Below are 20,282 nucleotides of genomic sequence, written 5' to 3' on the forward strand. Positions count from 1 at the left end.
TGGACATTACCATCACCTCTTTGTATGAAATTTTAAATATAGACTATATGTTGTCTGGTGATAATGGCGCTTCTTGATGGTGAAACTTTATATTATTGATCTAGCGAGGTAAGGCTTATTGCGTTCTATCTACAACCGAACGCTCAAAATCCAGTAACCACTCTTTGCGATTCATACCGCCGGTGTAGCCGGTTAATGTGCCATTCGCGCCGATGACTCTATGGCAAGGCACAACAATACTAAATGGGTTCTTGCCATTTGCACCACCCACAGCTCTTACTGCTTTTGGGTTGTCCATTCTCTTTGCTTGTTCACCGTAACTGATGGTTTCGCCATAAGGAATGGTTGTTAAAGCCTGCCAAGCTACTTTTTGAAACTCAGTGCCTTTTATCGCTCTTAATGGCAAATCGAATTCTATTCGTTGACCTGCGAAGTACTCATCTAACTGTTTCGCTGCCAGTTGGCAAAGGTCATCTGGATTGCTAATCATTAGCTCTTCGTGATTTACATGGTCAATTTCAATAAGCGACACACCATTGCTCACAATGATCATCTTGCCAATTGGTGCGTCATAAAGCATTTTGTAAGTGGTGTCTTCCATGTCATCTTCCTTCTTTTAGTCTTTTTCTGCTCTCAAGCTCTTCGAATCTCGTATCTGTTTTTGAGGCTCTTCGCATCCCGTTTACCCGAATCTGCTCTTAAGCTGCTTGAAATTTGATTCATGATGCGCAACACGCTACACTCTCTGTATGATTAAAACATTCAAGCATAAAGGTCTCAAAAAGTTTTTTGAGACTGGCAGTGAAGCCGGTATTCAAGCTAAGCATGAGCGTAAGCTTAGGATGCAGTTGGCAGCTATAGATACTGCAACCATTATTGATGATGTTGATCTACCTGGCTTTAAGCTTCACCCATTAAAAGGGGATAGAGATGGTATTTGGTCAATCACAGTAAATGGTAATTGGCGTATTACTTTCGAATTTATTGATGGTAATGCCTATATTTTAAATTATGAGGATTATCACTAATGAGTATGCACAACCCTCCTCACCCAGGTGAGTTTATTTATGACCTATATATGGAACCGTTTGGTTATAGCTGTCGTTTTGTTGCAAAGCAGCTTGATGTATCCCCTTCTACGCTGAATCGTGTTCTTAAAGGCCAAAGTGCAGTTTCTCCTGAAATGGCTTTACGTCTTTCTAAGTCACTGGGTAGAACCCCGGAGAGTTGGTTAACAATGCAGGATCACTATGATCTGTGGCAAGCAAAACAGAACGTTAATCTAGCGAAGGTAAATACGATCAACTTTGCTCTAGCGACATAAATATAACGAAGATGGACTAAGCGCTGCGTAGTCAGCGTTTGTCTTTCAGTTTTTGGTTTGTACTATCCCTCTTCGTATCCCGCATCTGCTTTAGCCCTCACACGAAGTGCAAAGCAATACCCTGAAATACCACCCATGATGTTCCCCAAGGCTAAACCAATAAACAACCCTTCGACACCATCAATTTGGCTGCCTATCCACGCAAAGGGCAAGGTAAACACAAACAAACGCATGAAGCTCCATTGAAAGGCTTTGAGTGGTTGATGCATGGCATTCATTCCACTGATCAGCATCATCACAATACCTTGGAATCCATAGCTAAAGGGGACGACCAACAAGTAATGCCACAAAATGCCTCGTACGGATTCTTCTTGAGAGAACAGGGCAGCTAAGGGGATGCTCAACGGCACCATCATTAAGAAAATCAAACCTTGGAACATCACAGCAAAACGCATACTCAGAAACAGTGCCTTAAAACTGCGCTGAGGGTTGTTTGCGCCAAAGTTCTGCGCCATGAAAGGCGTAAGCGCCGAAGTAAGAGACATCAACACAATGATAAGAATGGACTCGATACGTTGCGCTGCGCCATACGCCGCCACGGCTTCAGTCCCTTGTTTGGCCAGCATCATCATGATGATAGCGCCGGCAAGTGGGTTCAGAGCGTTAGACAAAGCCGCTGGGGTGCCTATTTTTAAGATCTGTCGCCAGTCACTGACGATGTTTGTCAGCTTAGGCGGCGCAAGCAGTTTTTCTCGCACCATCAATACGTAGAGTGAGCCACACAACGCACCAAACCAACTGAAACCACTGGCAATCGCAGCGCCTTGAATCCCCAGTTCAGGAAAAGGCCCATACCCGAAGATGAGTAGCGGATCTAAAACGCCATTGATAAGGCCAGCCAGTAGCATAATCTTGGCGGGTGTTTTAGTATCGCCGCTGGCACGAATGGCGCTGTTGCCTGCCATGGGGATGACCAAAAATGGGATCGCGAGATACCACACCGACATGTATTCCGATATCAGCGGCAACAACTCTTGCTTTGCTCCTAGCAGGGTAAACATAGGTTCTAAGGCGATAATACCTAATGTAGACGCGCAGCCGACCAGAAGCAGAGCCAGCAATAAGCCATGACAGGTAAAGCGTGCTGCATTTTGTGCGCTGCCTTGGCCAAGCAATCGACCGATACATGTCGATAAGCCAATGCCAATCCCCATGGTGATGCAGTTGATGGCAAAGGTGACTGGAAAGGTAAAGCTCACTGCTGCAAGTGCTTGTGTGCCGAGCAGTGAGATAAAGAAGGTATCGACCAAGTTAAACATCAAGATCGCCACCATACCGAATATGGTCGGTATGGTCATGGTACGCAATGTACTCTCAATTGGGGCAGTTAATAGCCCGTGCTTATCTTGCATGCAAAACGCCGATAGAAACCAAAAGCGTAGGATAAACAGATGCGGGATACGAGTAAACGAAAAGCAGGGAAAGATGAGGGGTGAGAATCTGCACTTTAGCTCACAATTTTTTCGTTCCCCCCTTGGGATCTTTCACATCGCCCCCAACATATTGTTTGACCCACGCTAATCGTGGCAACTATCAAAATTTAAATGGAAATTATCAGGAGATAAGACCGATGAATATCCGTCCTCTACATGACCGAGTTATCGTTGAGCGCCAAGAAGTTGAATCTAAATCTGCTGGTGGCATCGTTCTAACTGGTTCTGCCGCAGAAAAATCGACTCGCGGTATCATTCTAGCTGTCGGCAAAGGCCGCATTCTAGAAAACGGTTCAGTGCAACCGTTGGACGTAAAAGTTGGCGATACCGTTATCTTTGCTGAAGGTTACGGCACGAAAACTGAAAAAATCGACGGCAAAGAAGTTCTGATTATGTCTGAAAACGACATCATGGCGATCGTCGAGTAATCTATTTTTCATTTAACTCTCAGTAAAAGTTATCAGAGCCAGTATTGGATGATTCATATCGTCATTCCAGAAATGAGGAACGAATTATCTGGAATCTAAACAGAGTGCGATTTGAGTAGATTCTGAATCACGTTCGTCCCTCACTGTTCAGAATGACGCGATAACGCTGAGACGCCCCGAAACAAAGAATTTGAAAGGAAATTAAGATGGCTGCTAAAGACGTTAAATTTGGTAATGACGCACGTATTAAAATGCTAGAAGGTGTAAACGTTCTGGCTGACGCAGTAAAAGTAACACTAGGTCCTAAAGGCCGTAACGTTGTTTTAGACAAATCATTTGGCGCACCGACTATCACTAAAGATGGTGTTTCAGTTGCACGTGAAATCGAACTTGAAGACAAGTTCCAAAACATGGGCGCGCAAATGGTTAAAGAAGTGGCTTCGCAAGCGAATGACGCGGCGGGCGACGGTACGACTACAGCAACAGTTCTTGCTCAAGCAATCATCACTGAAGGCTTAAAAGCCGTTGCTGCTGGCATGAACCCAATGGATCTTAAGCGCGGTATCGACAAAGCAGTTATCGCTGCAGTTGAAGAGCTAAAAGGCCTTTCTGTTCCATGTGCAGATACAAAAGCTATCGCGCAAGTAGGTACTATCTCTGCGAACTCTGATTCGACAGTAGGTAACATCATTGCTGAAGCGATGGAAAAAGTAGGTCGTGATGGCGTAATCACGGTTGAAGAAGGTCAGGCTCTACAAGACGAGCTAGACGTAGTTGAAGGTATGCAGTTCGACCGTGGTTACCTATCTCCTTACTTCATCAACAACCAAGAAGCGGGTTCTGTTGATCTAGAAAGCCCATTCATTCTTCTTATCGACAAGAAAGTTTCGAACATCCGTGAACTTCTTCCGACTCTAGAAGCAGTTGCTAAGGCATCTCGTCCACTTCTTATCATCGCTGAAGATGTAGAAGGCGAAGCGCTTGCAACTCTAGTTGTGAACAACATGCGTGGCATCGTTAAAGTGGCTGCTGTTAAAGCGCCTGGTTTCGGTGACCGTCGTAAGTCTATGCTGCAAGACATCGCTATCCTAACGGGCGGTACGGTTATCTCTGAAGAGATCGGCCTAGACCTAGAGAAAGTAACGCTAGAAGACCTAGGTCAAGCTAAGCGTGTAACTATCACTAAAGAAAACTCAACCATCATCGATGGCGCGGGCGAAGAAACAATGATCCAAGGTCGTGTTTCTCAAATCCGTCAACAAATCGAAGATGCAACGTCTGACTACGACAAAGAGAAACTTCAAGAGCGCGTAGCTAAGCTAGCTGGCGGTGTTGCAGTAATCAAAGTTGGCGCTGCGACTGAAGTTGAGATGAAAGAGAAGAAAGACCGCGTAGAAGATGCACTTCACGCAACTCGCGCTGCCGTTGAAGAAGGTGTGGTTGCTGGTGGTGGTGTTGCACTTATCCGCGCTGCATCTAAAGTTGCTGGCCTTGAAGGTGACAACGAAGAGCAAAACGTCGGTATCCGTGTTGCACTACGTGCAATGGAAGCGCCTATCCGTCAAATCACGAAGAACGCAGGTGATGAAGAATCTGTTGTTGCTAACAACGTTCGTACTGGCGAAGGTAACTACGGTTACAACGCGGCGACTGGCGAATACGGCGACATGATTGCAATGGGTATCCTAGATCCAACTAAGGTAACTCGCTCTGCACTTCAGTTCGCAGCGTCAGTTGCTGGTCTTATGATCACAACAGAAGCGATGATCACTGATAAGCCACAAGATTCAGCTCCTGCAATGCCTGATATGGGTGGCATGGGCGGTATGGGGGGCATGGGCGGCATGATGTAATCATCCCCCTTTCTCTATAGCAGAGAAAGTCACACATAAGCTTTAGAAAACGGAGACTTCGGTCTCCGTTTTTTTGCTCTTAAGCCTTATTTATTCGCATCCCGTATCTGTATTTCAGCTTCACCATCACTCTTTTTTTCCAAAGCTCCTTGGTCAGCCTGCCTTGTGCGTAAACTGTTGTTCATCAATTTTTTGCAGCATCATGTCACGCTTAAATGGTTTTGGAAGATAATCGTTCATTCCACACTCGAAGCAACGTTTAATATCATCATCGAGCACGGATGCCGTTAAAGCGAGGATATGTGTTGCCTGAAGTTGCAGGTTTTCTTCATAGCGCCTGATTCGCTCTGTTGCCTCAAAGCCATCTACATTCGGCATCATGCAGTCCATCAAAACAAGGCCGATGTCTTGATGATGCTCTCGATATAAATCAATCGCTTCTTGTCCATCATTGGCAATCAAATAGTCAATCCCTAACTTATCTAAATTGATACATACCACCTTCTGATTTACGCGGTTATCTTCAACTATGAGGACTTTTTGACGTACAGTCGCTTCTATCGGCTCAGGTTGATGTTGAGGGGGTTGTGGCTGTGACCTTTCAAGCACGGAGTTCAACATGCTACTTAAGCGGGAACCGAGCATAGGAAGAGTCACATAGCCTGAGATAAAATGACACTCACTCATAGGATCACTAAGATTATCTTTCACTATGATGATTTTCACCTCTGGTGCTAAGCGATGCAGTGTTTTGGCTTGGTTAATATCTTCCATCAAAGCGATCTCTGGGAGGTCAGTTGCCGCCAAGTTTGTTTCGATTGATTTTAGTTGTGGTGAGTAACCAAGGCGGAACAAGTCATCGAGTAAAAGTTTCGATGGCGCATCTGAATAATAGACAACGGTTTGTTTACGATTTTTATGTTCAGAATGATCTGATGGCACTACGGTTAATTGGAAATGAAAGCAACTGCCCACGTCCTTCTCTGACTCAACGTTTATCGAGCCTCCCATCATTTCCACCATACGTGACGAAATACTAAGCCCTAATCCGGTCCCCGCAATATTGGAGGTGATGTTGGTATCTTCTTGGCAAAACGCTTTGAAAATGTGCTCTTGTTGGTCTGCTGCGATACCAATACCCGTATCTCGAACAGAAAACTCGACCACACACTCTGTTTCCAATGATGGAAGCCGTTTAGCGGTGAATACGATAGAGCCTTGTTCTGTAAATTTGATCGCATTTGAGGCTAAATTCATCAACACTTGGCGAATTTTATTCCCATCAACATGAATGTACTCTGGGAGCTCGCCATCAATTTCAACTTCCAACTTAATCTGCTTTTGATAAGCTTTAGAAGAAATCAGAGTCACGCTATCAAACAGCAGCTCTCTTAAGTCTGTCGTATGTGGATTAATTTCCAGTTTACCCGATTCAATTTTGGACAGATCGAGAACATCGTTGATCAACATAAGTAAGGTTTGAGAAGAGGTATAGATAGTCCCAAGGCAGTCTTTCTGTTCTGCGGATAGTTTGGTTTCTGCCAGTATTTCTGACATACCAATCACGCCATTAAGCGGTGTCCGTATCTCATGAGACATATTGGCAAGAAAGGCACTTTTTGCACGGTTTGCTTGTCGTGCTTTCTCTTGTGAAACAATCAATTGAGTTTCAAGTTGACTGGCACGCCACACAACATAAAGCAGCACCAGTAACGTCACCCCTCCTAATGCGGCTGTCGATAAGTAGCTGTACGACTTTATCTGCGTCAGGCTCTCTGCGATCTGCTTGGGTGTTTCGGTGAAAAGTAAGTTGAGCTCATCTTCAACATGATAAATACTGCTGGTGAGTTCTCCTTTGAGGCCGCTATCAGAGCTGTACCCGACACTCTTTAACCCTCGCTGCAATCGCCAAAAGTGGCGTTTAAAATTATTAAACGAAGCTAATGCACTGATCGTTCGGGAATTCTGTTCTATTTCATCTTGGATTTTGAACAATGAATCGACAATCTTATCTAATGTTGTCTGATCAAAATCGGTAAAGAACTGATACATGAGATCTTGTGTTTCTAAAGTCAATTCTTCAAGCTGCACATTATTGGATTCATGTACGAAGCGCTCAAGTGTCAACGCTGCATTTTTTAGTTTCTCAATGAGCCCAATTTGGTCCCTCTTGCCATGTATGCTGACTAACTCAAGGGCTAATAATGTAAAGGCGGTGTGGTACTCGTCGAGATACTCGACAACTTTGGCATAATTAAAAGAAATATTGAGGTCGCTTCGTACGATTTTCCCATCGATCTCAGCCAGTTTTTCGATCAGCTGACTTCGCTTTATATTGAGTTGTTCTTGAATCTCTGGTTGCCTTGTGGAAACAAACTGCTGCTCTTGTCGTCTGACAGAGAGCATAACGCTATAAGCTTCAGAAAGACTGAGCTGGAGATTAATCATGTCCTGCTCTTTGTTCTTCAGAGCATGGCTAACATAGATATAGAGGCCTAAAAATAACACGATAGCCAAAAAACCACGCGAAATAATCGCTTTAATGGTCTGTTTATTCGTAGGTTCCTTAATCATGCTATTCCTGCTGTTTCATATCTTTCTATTCCTATATTAGAATTTAGTTTATTTTCAGAATTTTACGAACATTAGTTTTTGAATACCTGAGGTCTGTTGAGCTTTTATCAATAAATTTTTTAGGATGACATCGCTTTAGATGCGGCAATAAGTGTGTGGGCTATAAGCTTGTGAAACATGTTGATTTTCTCGCCTAGATTTTTGTTTGGAATAATAAGCGTTAGAGCGGAGGTTTCGGTCTCTGTTTTTTTTGCTTTTCGCATCTCGTTCACTCGAATCCCGCATCTGCTCTTAACCATTGCTCTTTATGATTTAGCGGCTTATATTCAACAGTACAGTTATTACATTGATTTAACATGGGTAGCTGTTGAATAAAGGACAATAAATGCTTGATTAAAAATGGATTAATCAAGTGAACAATAAGTCAGTGGAGACTCCCCAATGAAAAAACTACTTTCAGTACTTGCTGTGTCGGCAGCAGTAATGGCACCGGCAGCATTTGCTTCTTCGCCTGTTATGTTTTCAACGATTAACGGTTTCAACGCACCTGATTCAGATGCGGTTGGCGGTGTGCGTTTGGCTCTGCTTCACGGACAAGTAAACGACCTTAAAGGTGTCGATCTTGCCGTTGTTGGTATGTCTGAGACGCAAACGACCACAGGTGTGAACCTTGGTATTTTTGGTGCATCAAAAGTGAACCAAGAAATGACCGGTGCATCTCTAGGTTTCTTCAACTGGAACACGGGTAAAACAACGGGTGTTAACCTGGGTGCTGTGAACATTACTAATGATGTGAAAGGCGCGAACGTGAGTTTCGTCAACTACTCAGAAGGTAACACTATGGTTGATGTTGGCGCTGCGAACCTTTCAGAAGTGTCTACGGTTCAGGTTGGTATCTTCAACAAAACCAACAAAATCGAAGGCGTACAAGTTGGTCTGATCAACTGTGCTGACAACGGTTTCTTCCCGTGCTTCCCGATTGTAAACTTTGCTAAGTAAGGCTTAGTGTTACTATAGTGATTCATAACGCCTAAGTGCATCTGACTTAGGCGTTATTGCAACTCAACATTTTCTTATAGATATCCAAACGCCCCTCCAAAATAGATAAGCATATTGTTTTATATTTTCTATTGCAGTATTTTTATTTATGAGTACAATGTGCGATAAATTCCTAATGATGATTTATATGCTTTGATTAACCACCATACCGTCGGTTTTAAAAAGGCTTTCTTAGGCCTGACCGCCAGTTTTTTAGTAGTTTTGAGCTTGTTGCTCGTTGATTCAGCGGAAGAATCAGATAAACAGTATGGAATGGAAAACCAAGGCGTAACACGCTCTTTAGCGGAGCTCACACAGATCATAAATGCGCTTGAGTACAACATCACTGCGCTTTATCCACTGCATGGGGATACCTACGTATTCTCGCATGACAAAAAGATCGAGGGTGAGACGTGTTACTTCACCAGTGAGGAGCAACATGCCCCTCGTTTTGATTTTATGTTCTCTGGCCCTCGCGAGATGTGCAACCCGGAATCGGACCTTTATACCGAGGCGGGGAAGCGCCTGTTTATCGCGCCGACCATGGCTTATTTTGCCAATACCATTGATACCATCTCTGCGATTTATTTCATTTCAAAAGAGAAATTCATTATCTCTTCGCCTTCTGATTTTGCCAGTTACATTAAGGGCGACACCTTTGATTCGGTTGTGAATAGCAGGCCTTATTGGGTGAACACGATTCGCTTTGGCTTAGCTCAAGGGCAAGACCAAGTGGTGTATACCGGCCAATATGATGACTACCTGACAGGTCAGAAAGTGGTGACCTTAACCAAAGGAATCTACGTTAATGGTGAGTTTAAAGGGGTGTTGGGTGTCGATGGTTATGTCTCTAACCTAGTATCGAATCCTACCCATGGCTACAAAGTCACCAGTACGAGAGGCGCAAACAAATATGGGTTTATGGATTTTAGCTATTCCAAGCCTCTGTACGTTGATGACATTGACACCCAGCTATATCTGAGTATTGAAGAAGATAAGAGCGAGCACTTTCTGCATGTCTTAGAGATGGAGAAGATTCAGCTTTCGATACTGTTGGTTTTGTACTTGCTCTCGGTTTTATGGCTATGGCGCTTCTATACAAGACAAGAGCACCAGCGTCTAAATGATCTTGCAATGCGCGACCCACTAACGGGCTTACTGAATCGACGTGGTTTTGAGGCTCGATTACTGGCGCAAGATGAGGAGCCGATTATTGGTGTTGGCGTGTTTGATATTGATGATTTCAAAGTCGTTAATGATCAGCATGGCCATAAAGTGGGGGACGAGGTGATTTGCCATGTTGCTCAGGTGATGCTGAATAGCGTTAGACAGCAAGATATCGTGGCACGGTTTGGTGGCGAAGAGTTTGTTGTCGCGATCACGGGTGAATCTTCTGAGTTGCTTTCGTCGATCTTTGAGCGAATTCAAAATGATATTAGCCTGCAAAGTTATCGATGCCCAACAGGTGACAAGATTAGTATCTCAGTGTCTGGTGGCGCGACGCTTTACTCTTTGTATAAGTTCGACAGCGTAGGGCACTTGTGGGAAAACCAGAGTATTCGTTCGTCTGATGAGCAGCTCTATAAGGCCAAGGCTGCGGGTAAGAATCAGGTGTGTATTCAGGTGTATTAATTAGTTGGATACACAAAGGCCTAGTCGTGTGACTAGGCCTTTTTAATGTCTGTTTCAGGTTGAGGTTACTTCTTCACGCGGCCTTTTCTCATCCACTTCTGATGCACACCACGACGCAGGCTCTGGAAGCTGTTTTCCACTTTATCGACACCAAGCAGAATCACTAGCGCCATTAGCGTGATAATGACCGATTGGGAAAGATGCCCTAGTGCGATCATCATACCTAATGCTGCGAGTACCCAGATAATTGCGGCTGAAGTCACGCCATGAATCTTGCCATCCAGTGTCATCATTACACCAGCCCCAAGAAATCCAACACCCGTAATTATCTGACCAAGCACACGAGCTTGATCGAGTGTGTTGGGGGATAGGCTGATCGCCATGGTGAGGAAGAAATAGGTACCACTGATGATCAGAATCGACGTTCGGATTCCGACGGGTTTACCGCGTGTTTGCCTTTCGATTCCGATTAAAGAACCACACAGCATGCATGCAGCGAGGCCTGCCCAGCTAAAGGGGGCAAGGTTGAGAGTTTGTTCTATAAATTGTGACATATCACCCCTCCTAAAAATTTAGAATAGAGCCGAGTATGCTAATAATAGACCGGACGATCGAACAAAAACTTTTTGTCTTAACGATTGATAAAGATTACTTAAAACCTAGCAGCCGCTTGTTGTTAAGGTGAAGGCTGGTGTCGTGGTCTCTGTCGCTTCTTGGTACTCAAGGTAGCAGTTATCAGCCTGTTTTTTTCGGCTAGAAGGCGCATAAAGAATAATGCCATCATTCGCATCTGTGTTGGTAAAGAACCAGTCAGCTCGACCCGTATCCCAAACCGCATCCAAGAACGTGGATTCGATAAGCATTGACCAAGTTTGATCGTTCATCGCTGCAGGGTAACCGTAAGCGACCAATATATCGTCACCCTCAACGTTAATCGATGCGCTGACAGCCTTATCCAAGCCTAGTGCTGATGTCTTACCATAAAGCATAGCACTTGCACCCTCCATTCCGCCTTTCAGGCCATTTAATGTCGAGATACGCGCATCAGTTTGCAGGTTGAGGAATTTAGAAGCTGCAGTGACCGACACAATACCTAGAATCACGATCACCACGACCAGCTCGATGATGGTGAAACCTCTTGAGCTGAACCTAAGCGCTGGTTGAGATGTGGTTGCTGGTGGAGCAACTGAGGTATTGTGTTTCATTGATACAACTTCTCTATTCAATGTGTAGGTCGAGCGGTGTCTTGCTGCTGCGTCCGCCAATCTCACGGGTTAACTTAGGTACTAGGTAGCCAGAAACCTCAGAGATTAATCCTTTAAAGTGATGCTTCGCCTCTTCATCTGAAATATAGAAGTGCGCTGCGCCCTGAACCTTATCAAGTACATGCATATAGTAAGGTAAAATACCGGCGTCGAATAGCTTTTCGCTTAATTCTTTCAATGAGTTAGCGCTGTTGTTTACGCCTTTAAGCATCACGCCTTGGTTGAGCAGAGTAGCACCACTTAACTTAAGCTTGTGGAAAGCTTGTTTGAGCTCTAAGTTAATTTCGTTGGCATGGTTAATATGGCTCACCATCACCACATTAAGGCGAGTTTGAGCTAACAATTGGCACAGTTCATCCGTTACTCGAGCGGGAATCACAACCGGTAATCGGCTATGAATTCGAACGGTTTTCACATGTGGAATTTGTGCGATAGCATGAATTAGCCACTCTAGTTCGCTGTCTTTTGCCATCAGTGGATCGCCACCCGACAAGATAACTTCGTTGATCTCTGGGTGAGCAGCCACATAGTCGAGACTGGTTTGCCAAACAGACTTCGAGCCCTTGTTATCTTGGTAAGGGAAGTGACGACGGAAGCAGTAGCGGCAGTTAATCGCACAACCGCCTTTTACAATCATCAGTGCACGGTTCTTGTATTTGTGCAGTAGCCCAGGAATGGCGTTGTCTTGCTCTTCCAGTGGATCAGCGGAATAGCCTTGGTGTACCTCAAACTCTTCGCTTAGCGGTAAAATTTGTCGTAGCAATGGATCGTGTGGGTTGCCTTTTTCCATTCGTTCGACAAAGCTAAGAGGTACCCGAAGTGCAAATAACTCACGAGCAGCGAAGCCTGCTTGCCACGGTGTTGGGTCTATTTCCAATGCCTCAAGCAGTTTTGTCGGGTCAGAGATCGCATTCGATAGTTGTTTGAGCCAGTTTTGCTCAACAGATTCGACTTTTCGGGTTATGATATGCGGCATTGAAATTAACTCAAAGATGTGGAAGAGAAAATCATGGCGTCAGTAAGCACCAATGAATTCAAAGGCGGTTTAAAATTCATGATGGATAACGAGCCTTGCTCAATTATCGACAATGAATACGTTAAGCCAGGTAAAGGCCAAGCGTTTAACCGTGTTAAACTTCGTAAACTGCTGTCAGGCAAAGTGTTAGAGAAAACATTTAAGTCAGGCGATACAGTAGAACTAGCGGACGTTGTAGACGTTGAACTAGGCTACCTATACAGCGATGGCGAATTCTACCACTTCATGAACAACGAAACATTCGAGCAAATCGCTGCTGATGCAAAAGCAGTAGGCGAGACTTCTAAATGGTTAGTTGAAAACGACGTATGTACTCTAACGTTGTGGAATGATAACCCTATCACAGTAACTCCACCAAACTTTGTTGAGATCGCAGTAACAGAAACCGATCCTGGCCTTAAAGGCGACACACAAGGTACTGGCGGTAAGCCTGCAACTCTAGCAACTGGCGCGGTAGTTCGCGTACCTCTATTCATCGCAATCGGTGAAGTTGTTAAAGTTGATACTCGTACTGGCGAATACGTTGGTCGTGTGAAGTAATTGACTTCAAGTATCTGAAAAAGGTCGCTTAGGCGGCCTTTTTTGTATCTGGAGATCGGGGAAAAGCAGAAGAGCAGACACGCGTAAACGAGATGCGGGATGCGAGATACGAAGAGCTGGAAAATCAAGAGTGAGTAAGCCAGATGCGATTCACCTTGGTTACAAGGCTACATTGTGTGACTAGTGTCATATTTTGGTTGTATTCTGGATGAAAATCAAAAATTTTATCTAACTTATAGATTTACAAGGTGTTGTTGGCGTTTATATATCGCAACAAAAATCGCTCAATTCAATATGTGACTGTTTAATATTGATTTTGTGAATATGTGTAGTGGAAAGGGAAGCTGATTACAATATTGTTAGAATGAGTAGAGTCTACTAGCTTTATACGCGATGTTATTAAGCAACTATGTGGATATTAATATGAGACTTAATGCAATTACGTTGGCTCTTGGTTTGGTTAGTATCGTCGGGCTTTCAGGATGTGATGACGATGATACAACCGTGTCAACCACGACTCCGAGTGAGACTCCCTCGACTCCCAGCTCCCCAGCTGAAACGACTAAATACAGTGTGACTGCAATTGATGGTTATTTACGTCATGCTCGAATTTGGTTAGACCTTAACGGTAACTACGTCTTAGACGACGGTGAGCCTAATGCTATTTCTGGTGATGGCGGAGTTGCAGATTTAGACGTCACCGATGTCGACAACCCTGAACAGTACCCTGTCGTTGTGCAAGCGATCTCCGGGCAGACGATTGATGAAGATGAACCTGATGTTACGGTGTCTGACGACTATATTATGTCAGCCCCTCCAGGTGAAAAAGATGTCACCCCTTTGAGTACGCTAGTTCACGTATTGATCGAGCAAAACACTACAGATTCTGACGATGCTGCTGCGGTTGAAGCAGCAAAGCAAGCTGCCATTCAGCAAGTCGCTGATCAGCTAGGCTTAGATGAAGATGAAATCTTAGGTGATTTTGTTGAGTCAGGTGTTGAGGCTGCCGCTTATGCCGCTGAAAACTTGGTTGATTCAAATGTTTTGCCTTCATCTCCTCAAGAGTTGCAAGAAGTTGCTGAAAGTGAAGATAAAGGGACTAAGTTTATCTCTGTGACTGCATCTGTGAATAATGAAATCAAAAAGAAAATTGAAGAAGTTGCAGGTGATAGCGATAAGACATTTGATAATGTTGGTGGTGCGACAGAGGGTGTCGATTTTTCTAATGACACAGATGATGACGGCGTCCCCAATGACTTAGATGACTTTCCGAATGATCCCGATGAAAGTCTGGACTCCGATGGTGATGAGATCGGTAATAATGCCGACCTAAATGATGATACGGTGGACGGAGAAGATGACATCTACCCTGATGCCAATGATGCGTTTCCAACGGATCGTTCTCGTGCTGGTGACCATGATTCGGATGGGGTAGACAGTATTGATGATGTCTTCCCACAAGATCCAACTGAGTGGGCTGATAATGACTCTGATGGCTATGGTGACAATCAAGATGTATTTGATAATGACCCAACCGAATGGGCAGATACGGACGGTGATGGTGTTGGTAATAATGCCGATAAATTCCCATCGGATCCCAACGAGTCCTTAGATACGGACGGTGATGGCGTTGGTAATAATGCCGATGAATTCCCAACCGATGCGACCGAATGGGCAGATACGGATGATGATGGCTTAGGCGATAACGAGGATGACCCATATCCAAACGATACGGATAACGACAGTTACAACAATGATGTTGATGAATTCCCAACCGATGCGACCGAATGGGTCGATGTGGACGGTGATGGCGTTGGTAATAATGCCGATGTTCATCCAGAGGATGGAAATAAGTCAATTGCTGATGTTGTGGCCAATGTTAGTGCAACTGATGTAGCAGTTTTAAACATAACAGATCGCGATATCATTACACTGGATATTGAGGTCGAAGAAATGGTTGAGACACTGAATAGCGGAGAGATTGTTACCACCATAACTACTCAATATATCACTGCTGATGACGTGGTATATGGCACGACACAAAGTGTCGATCACCTGTTAAATGATGACTTTACTCGTATCCAGACCTTTGCGTACGACTATAACCTCGATGGTACTGCACGTTACGAAGGCATGTCTCTTGAAATTGGTACTAGAACCGAAACAAGCGAGACGTATTGGCGCTATATCGATGAGGGTGATGCATCTCTTGAGGGCGGTTTCGGCGGTAATGGTCGTGTCTATGAACAAGGCGTAGCCTTAACATCTAGAGTTCACCCAAATGACTTATCTCAAATAGATACAATACATAGTGTATCAGTGGAATTTGAGGACGTCGCAGAGGGCGTTCAAGCGGTCGAAACGTTAACCGAATACACGGTAAATGGCTTTGATATCGACGATGTTCAAACCCATCAAGCTCAATGGGCTCAGACTTTAACCACTGTAACGCAGGATTACGTGCAGAGTTTCGTAGAGTCTAAGCAGGACTGGGGTGCAGACGGTTACATCAATGTTGAACTTCGATTTAATAATATCCCTGATGGTAGCTATGTCTACGAATATTCGACGCCAATATGGGCAAACCCACAAGATGGTGAATTCCATGAGTACGCAGACTTTAACTTTAATGATGGCAAATGGGACGAGCTCACCTCGTACTGGAACTATTACCGCAAAGAGGTGCTAATCAATGGTGATGTTCTTGAAAGTGGAGAGCGTTCGGTTCTAAACGAGGAAACGAACACACTACTCATTGTCGATAGTGATCCAATCAATACCTTATTCCAAGAGTGGAATGCCGTCTCTCGCTCTGTTAGTGATGTGGAAGAAAATAAACACATAGAGTGGCAGCACTACCCATTAACTGATTATTCATTTACGACTGACACAGATAACGTCGGACAGGCCTATCGCGTTTACCAGAAACAATCTAATGGCCTTTGGGTTGCTACCTCATTTGATGAGTGGGGAACACAAGCGGTTGTGGATCTACCACAACAGGTAGAGGATGCCCGTGTTGCTGGCACAGAGTTGGAGCTTATTGATGACCAAATCATTCCAGGCCTGAGCCGATACGCTACGCTGTTACCTACAAGCAGTTTCCAATACGATGACAATGGGCCAATTCAATGGCACGTCGTAACACAAGACTATCTGTTCACTGATACTGGTATTCCAACACTGGTTACATTGAACCTTGGTGATAGTGGTGTGGTTCCTGGTTCGTTCACCGGAGTGAATGACGTTGATATGGTGCTTATGGTCCCGGATGTTGAGAATCCTTGGCCTTGGCACAATGCTTACTATCGCAGGGGCATAGACACTTGGAGCATGGACCTAACGGAGGAAGCGTTTAGTTGGCATAACAGTCTAGGAGTGTTCTTCTTAGACGAGACAGCTGCGCAAGATTATCTTGCAGAGTTTTTAAATCAAGATAGCGACGACGATGGCTTTAAAGACTACGAGGATGCTTTCCCTAATGATCCAAATGAATGGGATGATAGTGATGGTGACTATGTTGGCGACAATAGCGATGCCTTCCCTTATGACTCATTAGAGTGGGCGGATTCTGATAGTGATGGTTTAGGCGATAACCATGAGAACGCAACCGAAGGTTTAGATCCGAATAATGCTGATTCAGATGAAGACGGCGTTTATGACGGTGAAGACCTTTATCCAACCGACCCAAATAAGTGGACTATTACCGCCCAAGAGTTTGCGGAGCAAGAGGGGACTCTTTACGGATTCTTCAGCGATTGGAGCGAACTATCGTTCGTAGATATTCTGTTTAAAGAAACCTTGAGTTATGGCGGTGATACGTTAACCCTTACGGAACTCATACAGTACCGTGGTGATCAATCCTTTATCCAGCTACCACTTGAAGCTGAGGGGGACGTACAGCTCACTGAAAACGGCTGGCAAACTCCGGTAGGTTATACGATAGACTTCTCTGGAGAGCAACTTATTGCCTATCCAGAAGACAATACCAGTTTCTATTATTCAGTAGAATCAGAAGTGGTAAACCTATCGGGTATGGCATTGTATGAAGTCTACTTTGAGTGGTTCGACTTCATGGAAGAGGCGAGGTTCGCTGAAGGCTCACAAGCGGTAATGTTTACCTTCTCTCCAGCCGTAAACCAGTACTTCCTATGGGAGGGTGGTAGTCCGTACGTGAGGTTCTCTGACGTCGGTTATGATACGGATGGTAGCTCTATTACAAGTCTGGACGACATTATTGTGTCGCAGTCGGTCGGTGAGTCGGTTTCCACAGATCTTACTACCTCTGTTGGCCTCTATCTAGACTTTGATATCGAGTTAGTGAGTGATGGCACGGCGCATTATTACTTCTTTGATTGGGACGCAGGAACGGCAAGTCGCGTCGCTACTGCGGATTACTTACGTTACACATTACACGGTGAAGATATCGTCGAATTTACCGTACCAGTTGAGGCTATGCCCTACATGGGAGAGGGGGATACGCCTACCATGATCTTTAGCATGTACAATGGTGAACTTACGGTAGGTGAGATTGAGGCGCCAAGTGCTGAACCGTCGGACGATACTATGTACGCTTTCAATGGTATTGCCGCACAGTCTATAGAAGATGGTGTAGTGTTGAGCGATTACCTATTTACCTGCTACTTGGGTGATAGCGATGATCAGTCAAGCCCAATCATGGCTGACTATGAGCTTGCGATTACGGATTGTGGCGGTCGAACTCACATTACCAGCGAAATGGTCGAGGGTCTAAACTTCCAACGCGTTAAAGGCAATGGAAATACTCGTGACTACTTGTTCAATGCTGATGGCACAGTGCATGTATTGAAGGGAGAGGGCGGTAACTATACTGACGATTGGGTCATAGAAGATGGCTTGGTTAAGATCAGCTATTCTGATGAATCGGAGAGCTTCACGACTTACTGGGCACTGTTAGATTCGTTGGATGATACGTGGTCAATCAAGTTCTATGAGAACGAAGTTGTGGACGGTCAATCAAGTAGCTATATCTGGATGGATACTATTATTCAACAAGATCGTCCGATTGTGCTTGAAGAGTGCTACATCGGTGATGCAGAACCTGTTGAGGGGCAACCTATCCCGAGTATGAGTGACTACGAAACGGCGATCACGGATTGTGGCGGTCGAACTCACATTACCAGTGAGATGGTCGAGGGTCTAAACTTCCAACGCGTTAAAGGCAATGGAGATACTCGTGATTACTTGTTCAATGCTGATGGTACTGTACATGTATTGAAGAGTGAGGGTGGTGACTATATCGATGACTGGGCCATAGAAGATGGCTTTATTAAGGTTAGCTATTCTGATGAATCGGAGAGCTTCACGACTTACTGGGCGTTATTAGAGTCAATGGAGCAAACTTGGTCAATTAAGTTCTTCGAGGAAGAAACGTTAGGCGGTGTGACTGAAAGTTGGATATGGGCAGATACCGTGGTGCAACAAGATAGAAACGCTCTGCAGTTTGACCCGACTAACTTGGTATTGATGGAGTACGATGGTAACACCCTCTTTTTCCATGATAACGGCAGTATGAGCTATATCGGCAATGATGGCACTGAGACCTATGGGAACAGTTGGATGAAAACTTCAGCTAATACCATGATGATAACTTATGAAGATACCTCAACCGAGCAATGGGTACTTTTATCACAAACTGATGATGAATTAACTATCTCTAGGGATGGTTCAGAGGAGGTGCTTACAAATGTTACCTACGAGGGAACAGTAACGGTCTGTGAGGATGGTGATTCACCGTGGGATGATTTTACGGACCAACCCTCTGACTTTGGCACTCGTTCGGACTATGACAGCGCAGTCGCCAACTGTACCGTTGGTGGTGCTCAGTTTATAGAGTCTGATTTCACAGGTAATGGCAGTGAAAGTTCTCGTTGGGAGCTCATCGATCTTTGGGAGATAAATGGCACCGTCATGGCTGTAGTTGAAGAAGAGGTTGTGTTCCATAGTAACGGTACTGGCTACTTTGACGATGATGAGGGATTGTTCGGGTTCGATTGGGTGATTTTGAATGGTGAGGTGACCTTAACCATAACCGAAGAGGAATTTATAGGAGCCAAAGACACCTGGAATAAGGTTGATCAAGATGGAGAGTATATTACGACTAAATCCTTCTGGAGCGATCCAACCTGGAGCAACCCTGCGCCGGCAGAGGGAGAAGCGGAGATAACCTCAGGTGTGATGCGATTTGTGGGGTTTGAATAGCCGTAACGCATATCGACTTATCATCTAGCATAGAATAAACGCCTAGGGTCAAACCTAGGCGTTTTCTATTTAACTGTTAAATCATAAAAATGAAGATAACAGACAATGCGCTGATTAGGCCTGCAACGAAGTAGCAGCCAACTTTACCCGCAACACCGACATGGAACTTAAGGTCGTGCATGCCGTGGTGAAGACGGTGCATTGCGTGCCACATTGGCAGTGCTAGCGTACCGATGATGAATAGCGCACCGATAATGCTGGTGGCGAATTCAGACACACGCTCGTAGCTCATTGCGTCCGCATCGATGATGCCCATTGGCACTAAGATACCTAACACTAGAACCGTGATTGGTGTGATCATCGCAAACCAAGTACCGCCAGCGCCAAATAGGCCCCACCAGATTGGCTCATCAGAGCGTTGTGGGTTGTGGTTAACAGGTTTTACTTTGTAATTTGTGTTCATAACGAAAGCTCCTTACACCACAACAAGAACGATTAAAGAAATAAAAGCCACCGCTGCCCACTGGGTCAGTACGATGATTTTTTTATCAACCAATTTGCCTTTAAGACGGATTGGCATTACTTGAGGCATCATGCTGAAGAAGGTTTGAGCGTGCAGCAAGCTGCCTAGCAGTGCCACGATGTTGATACCAACGACGATAGGGTTCGCCATAAAGCTCAACCAACCAGCCCAAGCTTCAGGGCCTTTCACTAGTGCACCCAAACCGAAGGTTAGGAACAGAGTGAATAAAATCAAAGGCAGTACAGTCGCTTCACGTAGCATGTAGAAGCGGTAGAACGGATGGTTGCTCCACCACGTTCTCTTCATCTGACGAACATAAGGCTTACGATTGCTCAT

At 44.7% G+C, this 20,282-nt stretch carries 16 protein-coding genes; 8 read left to right on the top strand and 8 right to left on the bottom strand.

Annotated elements, in window-relative coordinates; genetic code table 11:
• Positions 1–115 precede the first annotated feature (115 nt).
• The gene (locus tag AB4167_RS13525) at positions 116–601 is read right to left on the bottom strand and encodes a methylated-DNA--[protein]-cysteine S-methyltransferase (protein ID WP_372103031.1); all 486 of its coding nucleotides are present in this window, start codon (positions 599–601) and stop codon (positions 116–118) included.
• Positions 602–749: 148 nt separating this feature from the next.
• Between AB4167_RS13525 and AB4167_RS13530 the strand changes: the two genes are divergently transcribed.
• Both AB4167_RS13530 and AB4167_RS13535 read left to right on the top strand, forming a co-directional pair.
• Positions 750–1,028: a type II toxin-antitoxin system RelE/ParE family toxin gene (locus AB4167_RS13530; protein WP_136982271.1), complete on the top strand. Its 279-nt coding sequence runs from the start codon at positions 750–752 to the stop codon at positions 1,026–1,028.
• On the top strand, positions 1,028–1,324 hold the full coding sequence (locus tag AB4167_RS13535; RefSeq protein ID WP_017067998.1) for a HigA family addiction module antitoxin: 297 nt from the start codon (positions 1,028–1,030) through the stop codon (positions 1,322–1,324). The genes AB4167_RS13530 and AB4167_RS13535 overlap by 1 nt, the downstream gene beginning before the upstream one ends.
• A gap of 62 nt (positions 1,325–1,386) precedes the next feature.
• Here the strand turns inward: AB4167_RS13535 and AB4167_RS13540 are convergent, their stop codons facing one another.
• Positions 1,387–2,736 (bottom strand): MATE family efflux transporter, encoded by a 1,350-nt coding sequence (locus AB4167_RS13540; RefSeq protein WP_372136660.1) that lies wholly within the window; start codon positions 2,734–2,736, stop codon positions 1,387–1,389.
• 218 nt (positions 2,737–2,954) lie between these two features.
• On the opposite strand from AB4167_RS13540, the gene AB4167_RS13545 reads away from it, so the two are divergent.
• Positions 2,955–3,245 carry a co-chaperone GroES gene (locus AB4167_RS13545; protein WP_010433998.1) on the top strand — a complete coding sequence of 97 codons (291 nt, stop codon included), beginning with the start codon at positions 2,955–2,957 and terminating at the stop codon, positions 3,243–3,245.
• 206 nt (positions 3,246–3,451) lie between these two features.
• Positions 3,452–5,098, top strand: a complete 1,647-nt coding sequence (gene groL, locus AB4167_RS13550) for a chaperonin GroEL (protein ID WP_372056688.1) — start codon at positions 3,452–3,454, stop codon at positions 5,096–5,098.
• A gap of 153 nt (positions 5,099–5,251) precedes the next feature.
• Here the strand turns inward: groL and AB4167_RS13555 are convergent, their stop codons facing one another.
• Positions 5,252–7,672: an ATP-binding protein gene (locus AB4167_RS13555; RefSeq protein WP_136975773.1), complete on the bottom strand. Its 2,421-nt coding sequence runs from the start codon at positions 7,670–7,672 to the stop codon at positions 5,252–5,254.
• A gap of 441 nt (positions 7,673–8,113) precedes the next feature.
• On the opposite strand from AB4167_RS13555, the gene AB4167_RS13560 reads away from it, so the two are divergent.
• Positions 8,114–8,671 (top strand): VC2662 family protein, encoded by a 558-nt coding sequence (locus AB4167_RS13560; protein WP_017068001.1) that lies wholly within the window; start codon positions 8,114–8,116, stop codon positions 8,669–8,671.
• Positions 8,672–8,863: 192 nt separating this feature from the next.
• Positions 8,864–10,342: a diguanylate cyclase gene (locus tag AB4167_RS13565; RefSeq protein WP_372136661.1), complete on the top strand. Its 1,479-nt coding sequence runs from the start codon at positions 8,864–8,866 to the stop codon at positions 10,340–10,342.
• 65 nt (positions 10,343–10,407) lie between these two features.
• Here the strand turns inward: AB4167_RS13565 and AB4167_RS13570 are convergent, their stop codons facing one another.
• From AB4167_RS13570 to epmB, 3 genes are all read right to left on the bottom strand, one after another.
• Complete coding sequence (locus tag AB4167_RS13570) at positions 10,408–10,896, bottom strand: MgtC/SapB family protein (protein ID WP_004733333.1); 489 nt, start codon at positions 10,894–10,896, stop codon at positions 10,408–10,410.
• A 105-nt stretch (positions 10,897–11,001) separates the two neighbouring features.
• The gene (locus tag AB4167_RS13575) at positions 11,002–11,547 is read right to left on the bottom strand and encodes a prepilin-type N-terminal cleavage/methylation domain-containing protein (protein ID WP_372136662.1); all 546 of its coding nucleotides are present in this window, start codon (positions 11,545–11,547) and stop codon (positions 11,002–11,004) included.
• Positions 11,548–11,560: 13 nt separating this feature from the next.
• Positions 11,561–12,583 (bottom strand): EF-P beta-lysylation protein EpmB, encoded by a 1,023-nt coding sequence (epmB, locus tag AB4167_RS13580; protein ID WP_136987099.1) that lies wholly within the window; start codon positions 12,581–12,583, stop codon positions 11,561–11,563.
• A gap of 33 nt (positions 12,584–12,616) precedes the next feature.
• Between epmB and efp the strand changes: the two genes are divergently transcribed.
• Both efp and AB4167_RS13590 read left to right on the top strand, forming a co-directional pair.
• Positions 12,617–13,183, top strand: a complete 567-nt coding sequence (gene efp, locus AB4167_RS13585) for an elongation factor P (RefSeq protein ID WP_017061297.1) — start codon at positions 12,617–12,619, stop codon at positions 13,181–13,183.
• 423 nt (positions 13,184–13,606) lie between these two features.
• Positions 13,607–19,423: a hypothetical protein gene (locus AB4167_RS13590; protein WP_372136663.1), complete on the top strand. Its 5,817-nt coding sequence runs from the start codon at positions 13,607–13,609 to the stop codon at positions 19,421–19,423.
• A gap of 76 nt (positions 19,424–19,499) precedes the next feature.
• Here AB4167_RS13590 and frdD read toward each other — a convergent pair whose 3' ends face one another.
• Together frdD and frdC are read right to left on the bottom strand one after the other, a co-directional pair.
• Positions 19,500–19,886, bottom strand: coding sequence for a fumarate reductase subunit FrdD (gene frdD, locus AB4167_RS13595; protein WP_017063167.1), 387 nt, complete (start codon positions 19,884–19,886; stop codon positions 19,500–19,502).
• A 12-nt stretch (positions 19,887–19,898) separates the two neighbouring features.
• Complete coding sequence (gene frdC / locus AB4167_RS13600) at positions 19,899–20,282, bottom strand: fumarate reductase subunit FrdC (protein WP_372136664.1); 384 nt, start codon at positions 20,280–20,282, stop codon at positions 19,899–19,901.

It is taken from the genome of Vibrio sp. 10N.286.49.E11 (assembly GCF_041469505.1).
GTDB lineage: Bacteria > Pseudomonadota > Gammaproteobacteria > Enterobacterales > Vibrionaceae > Vibrio > Vibrio crassostreae_C.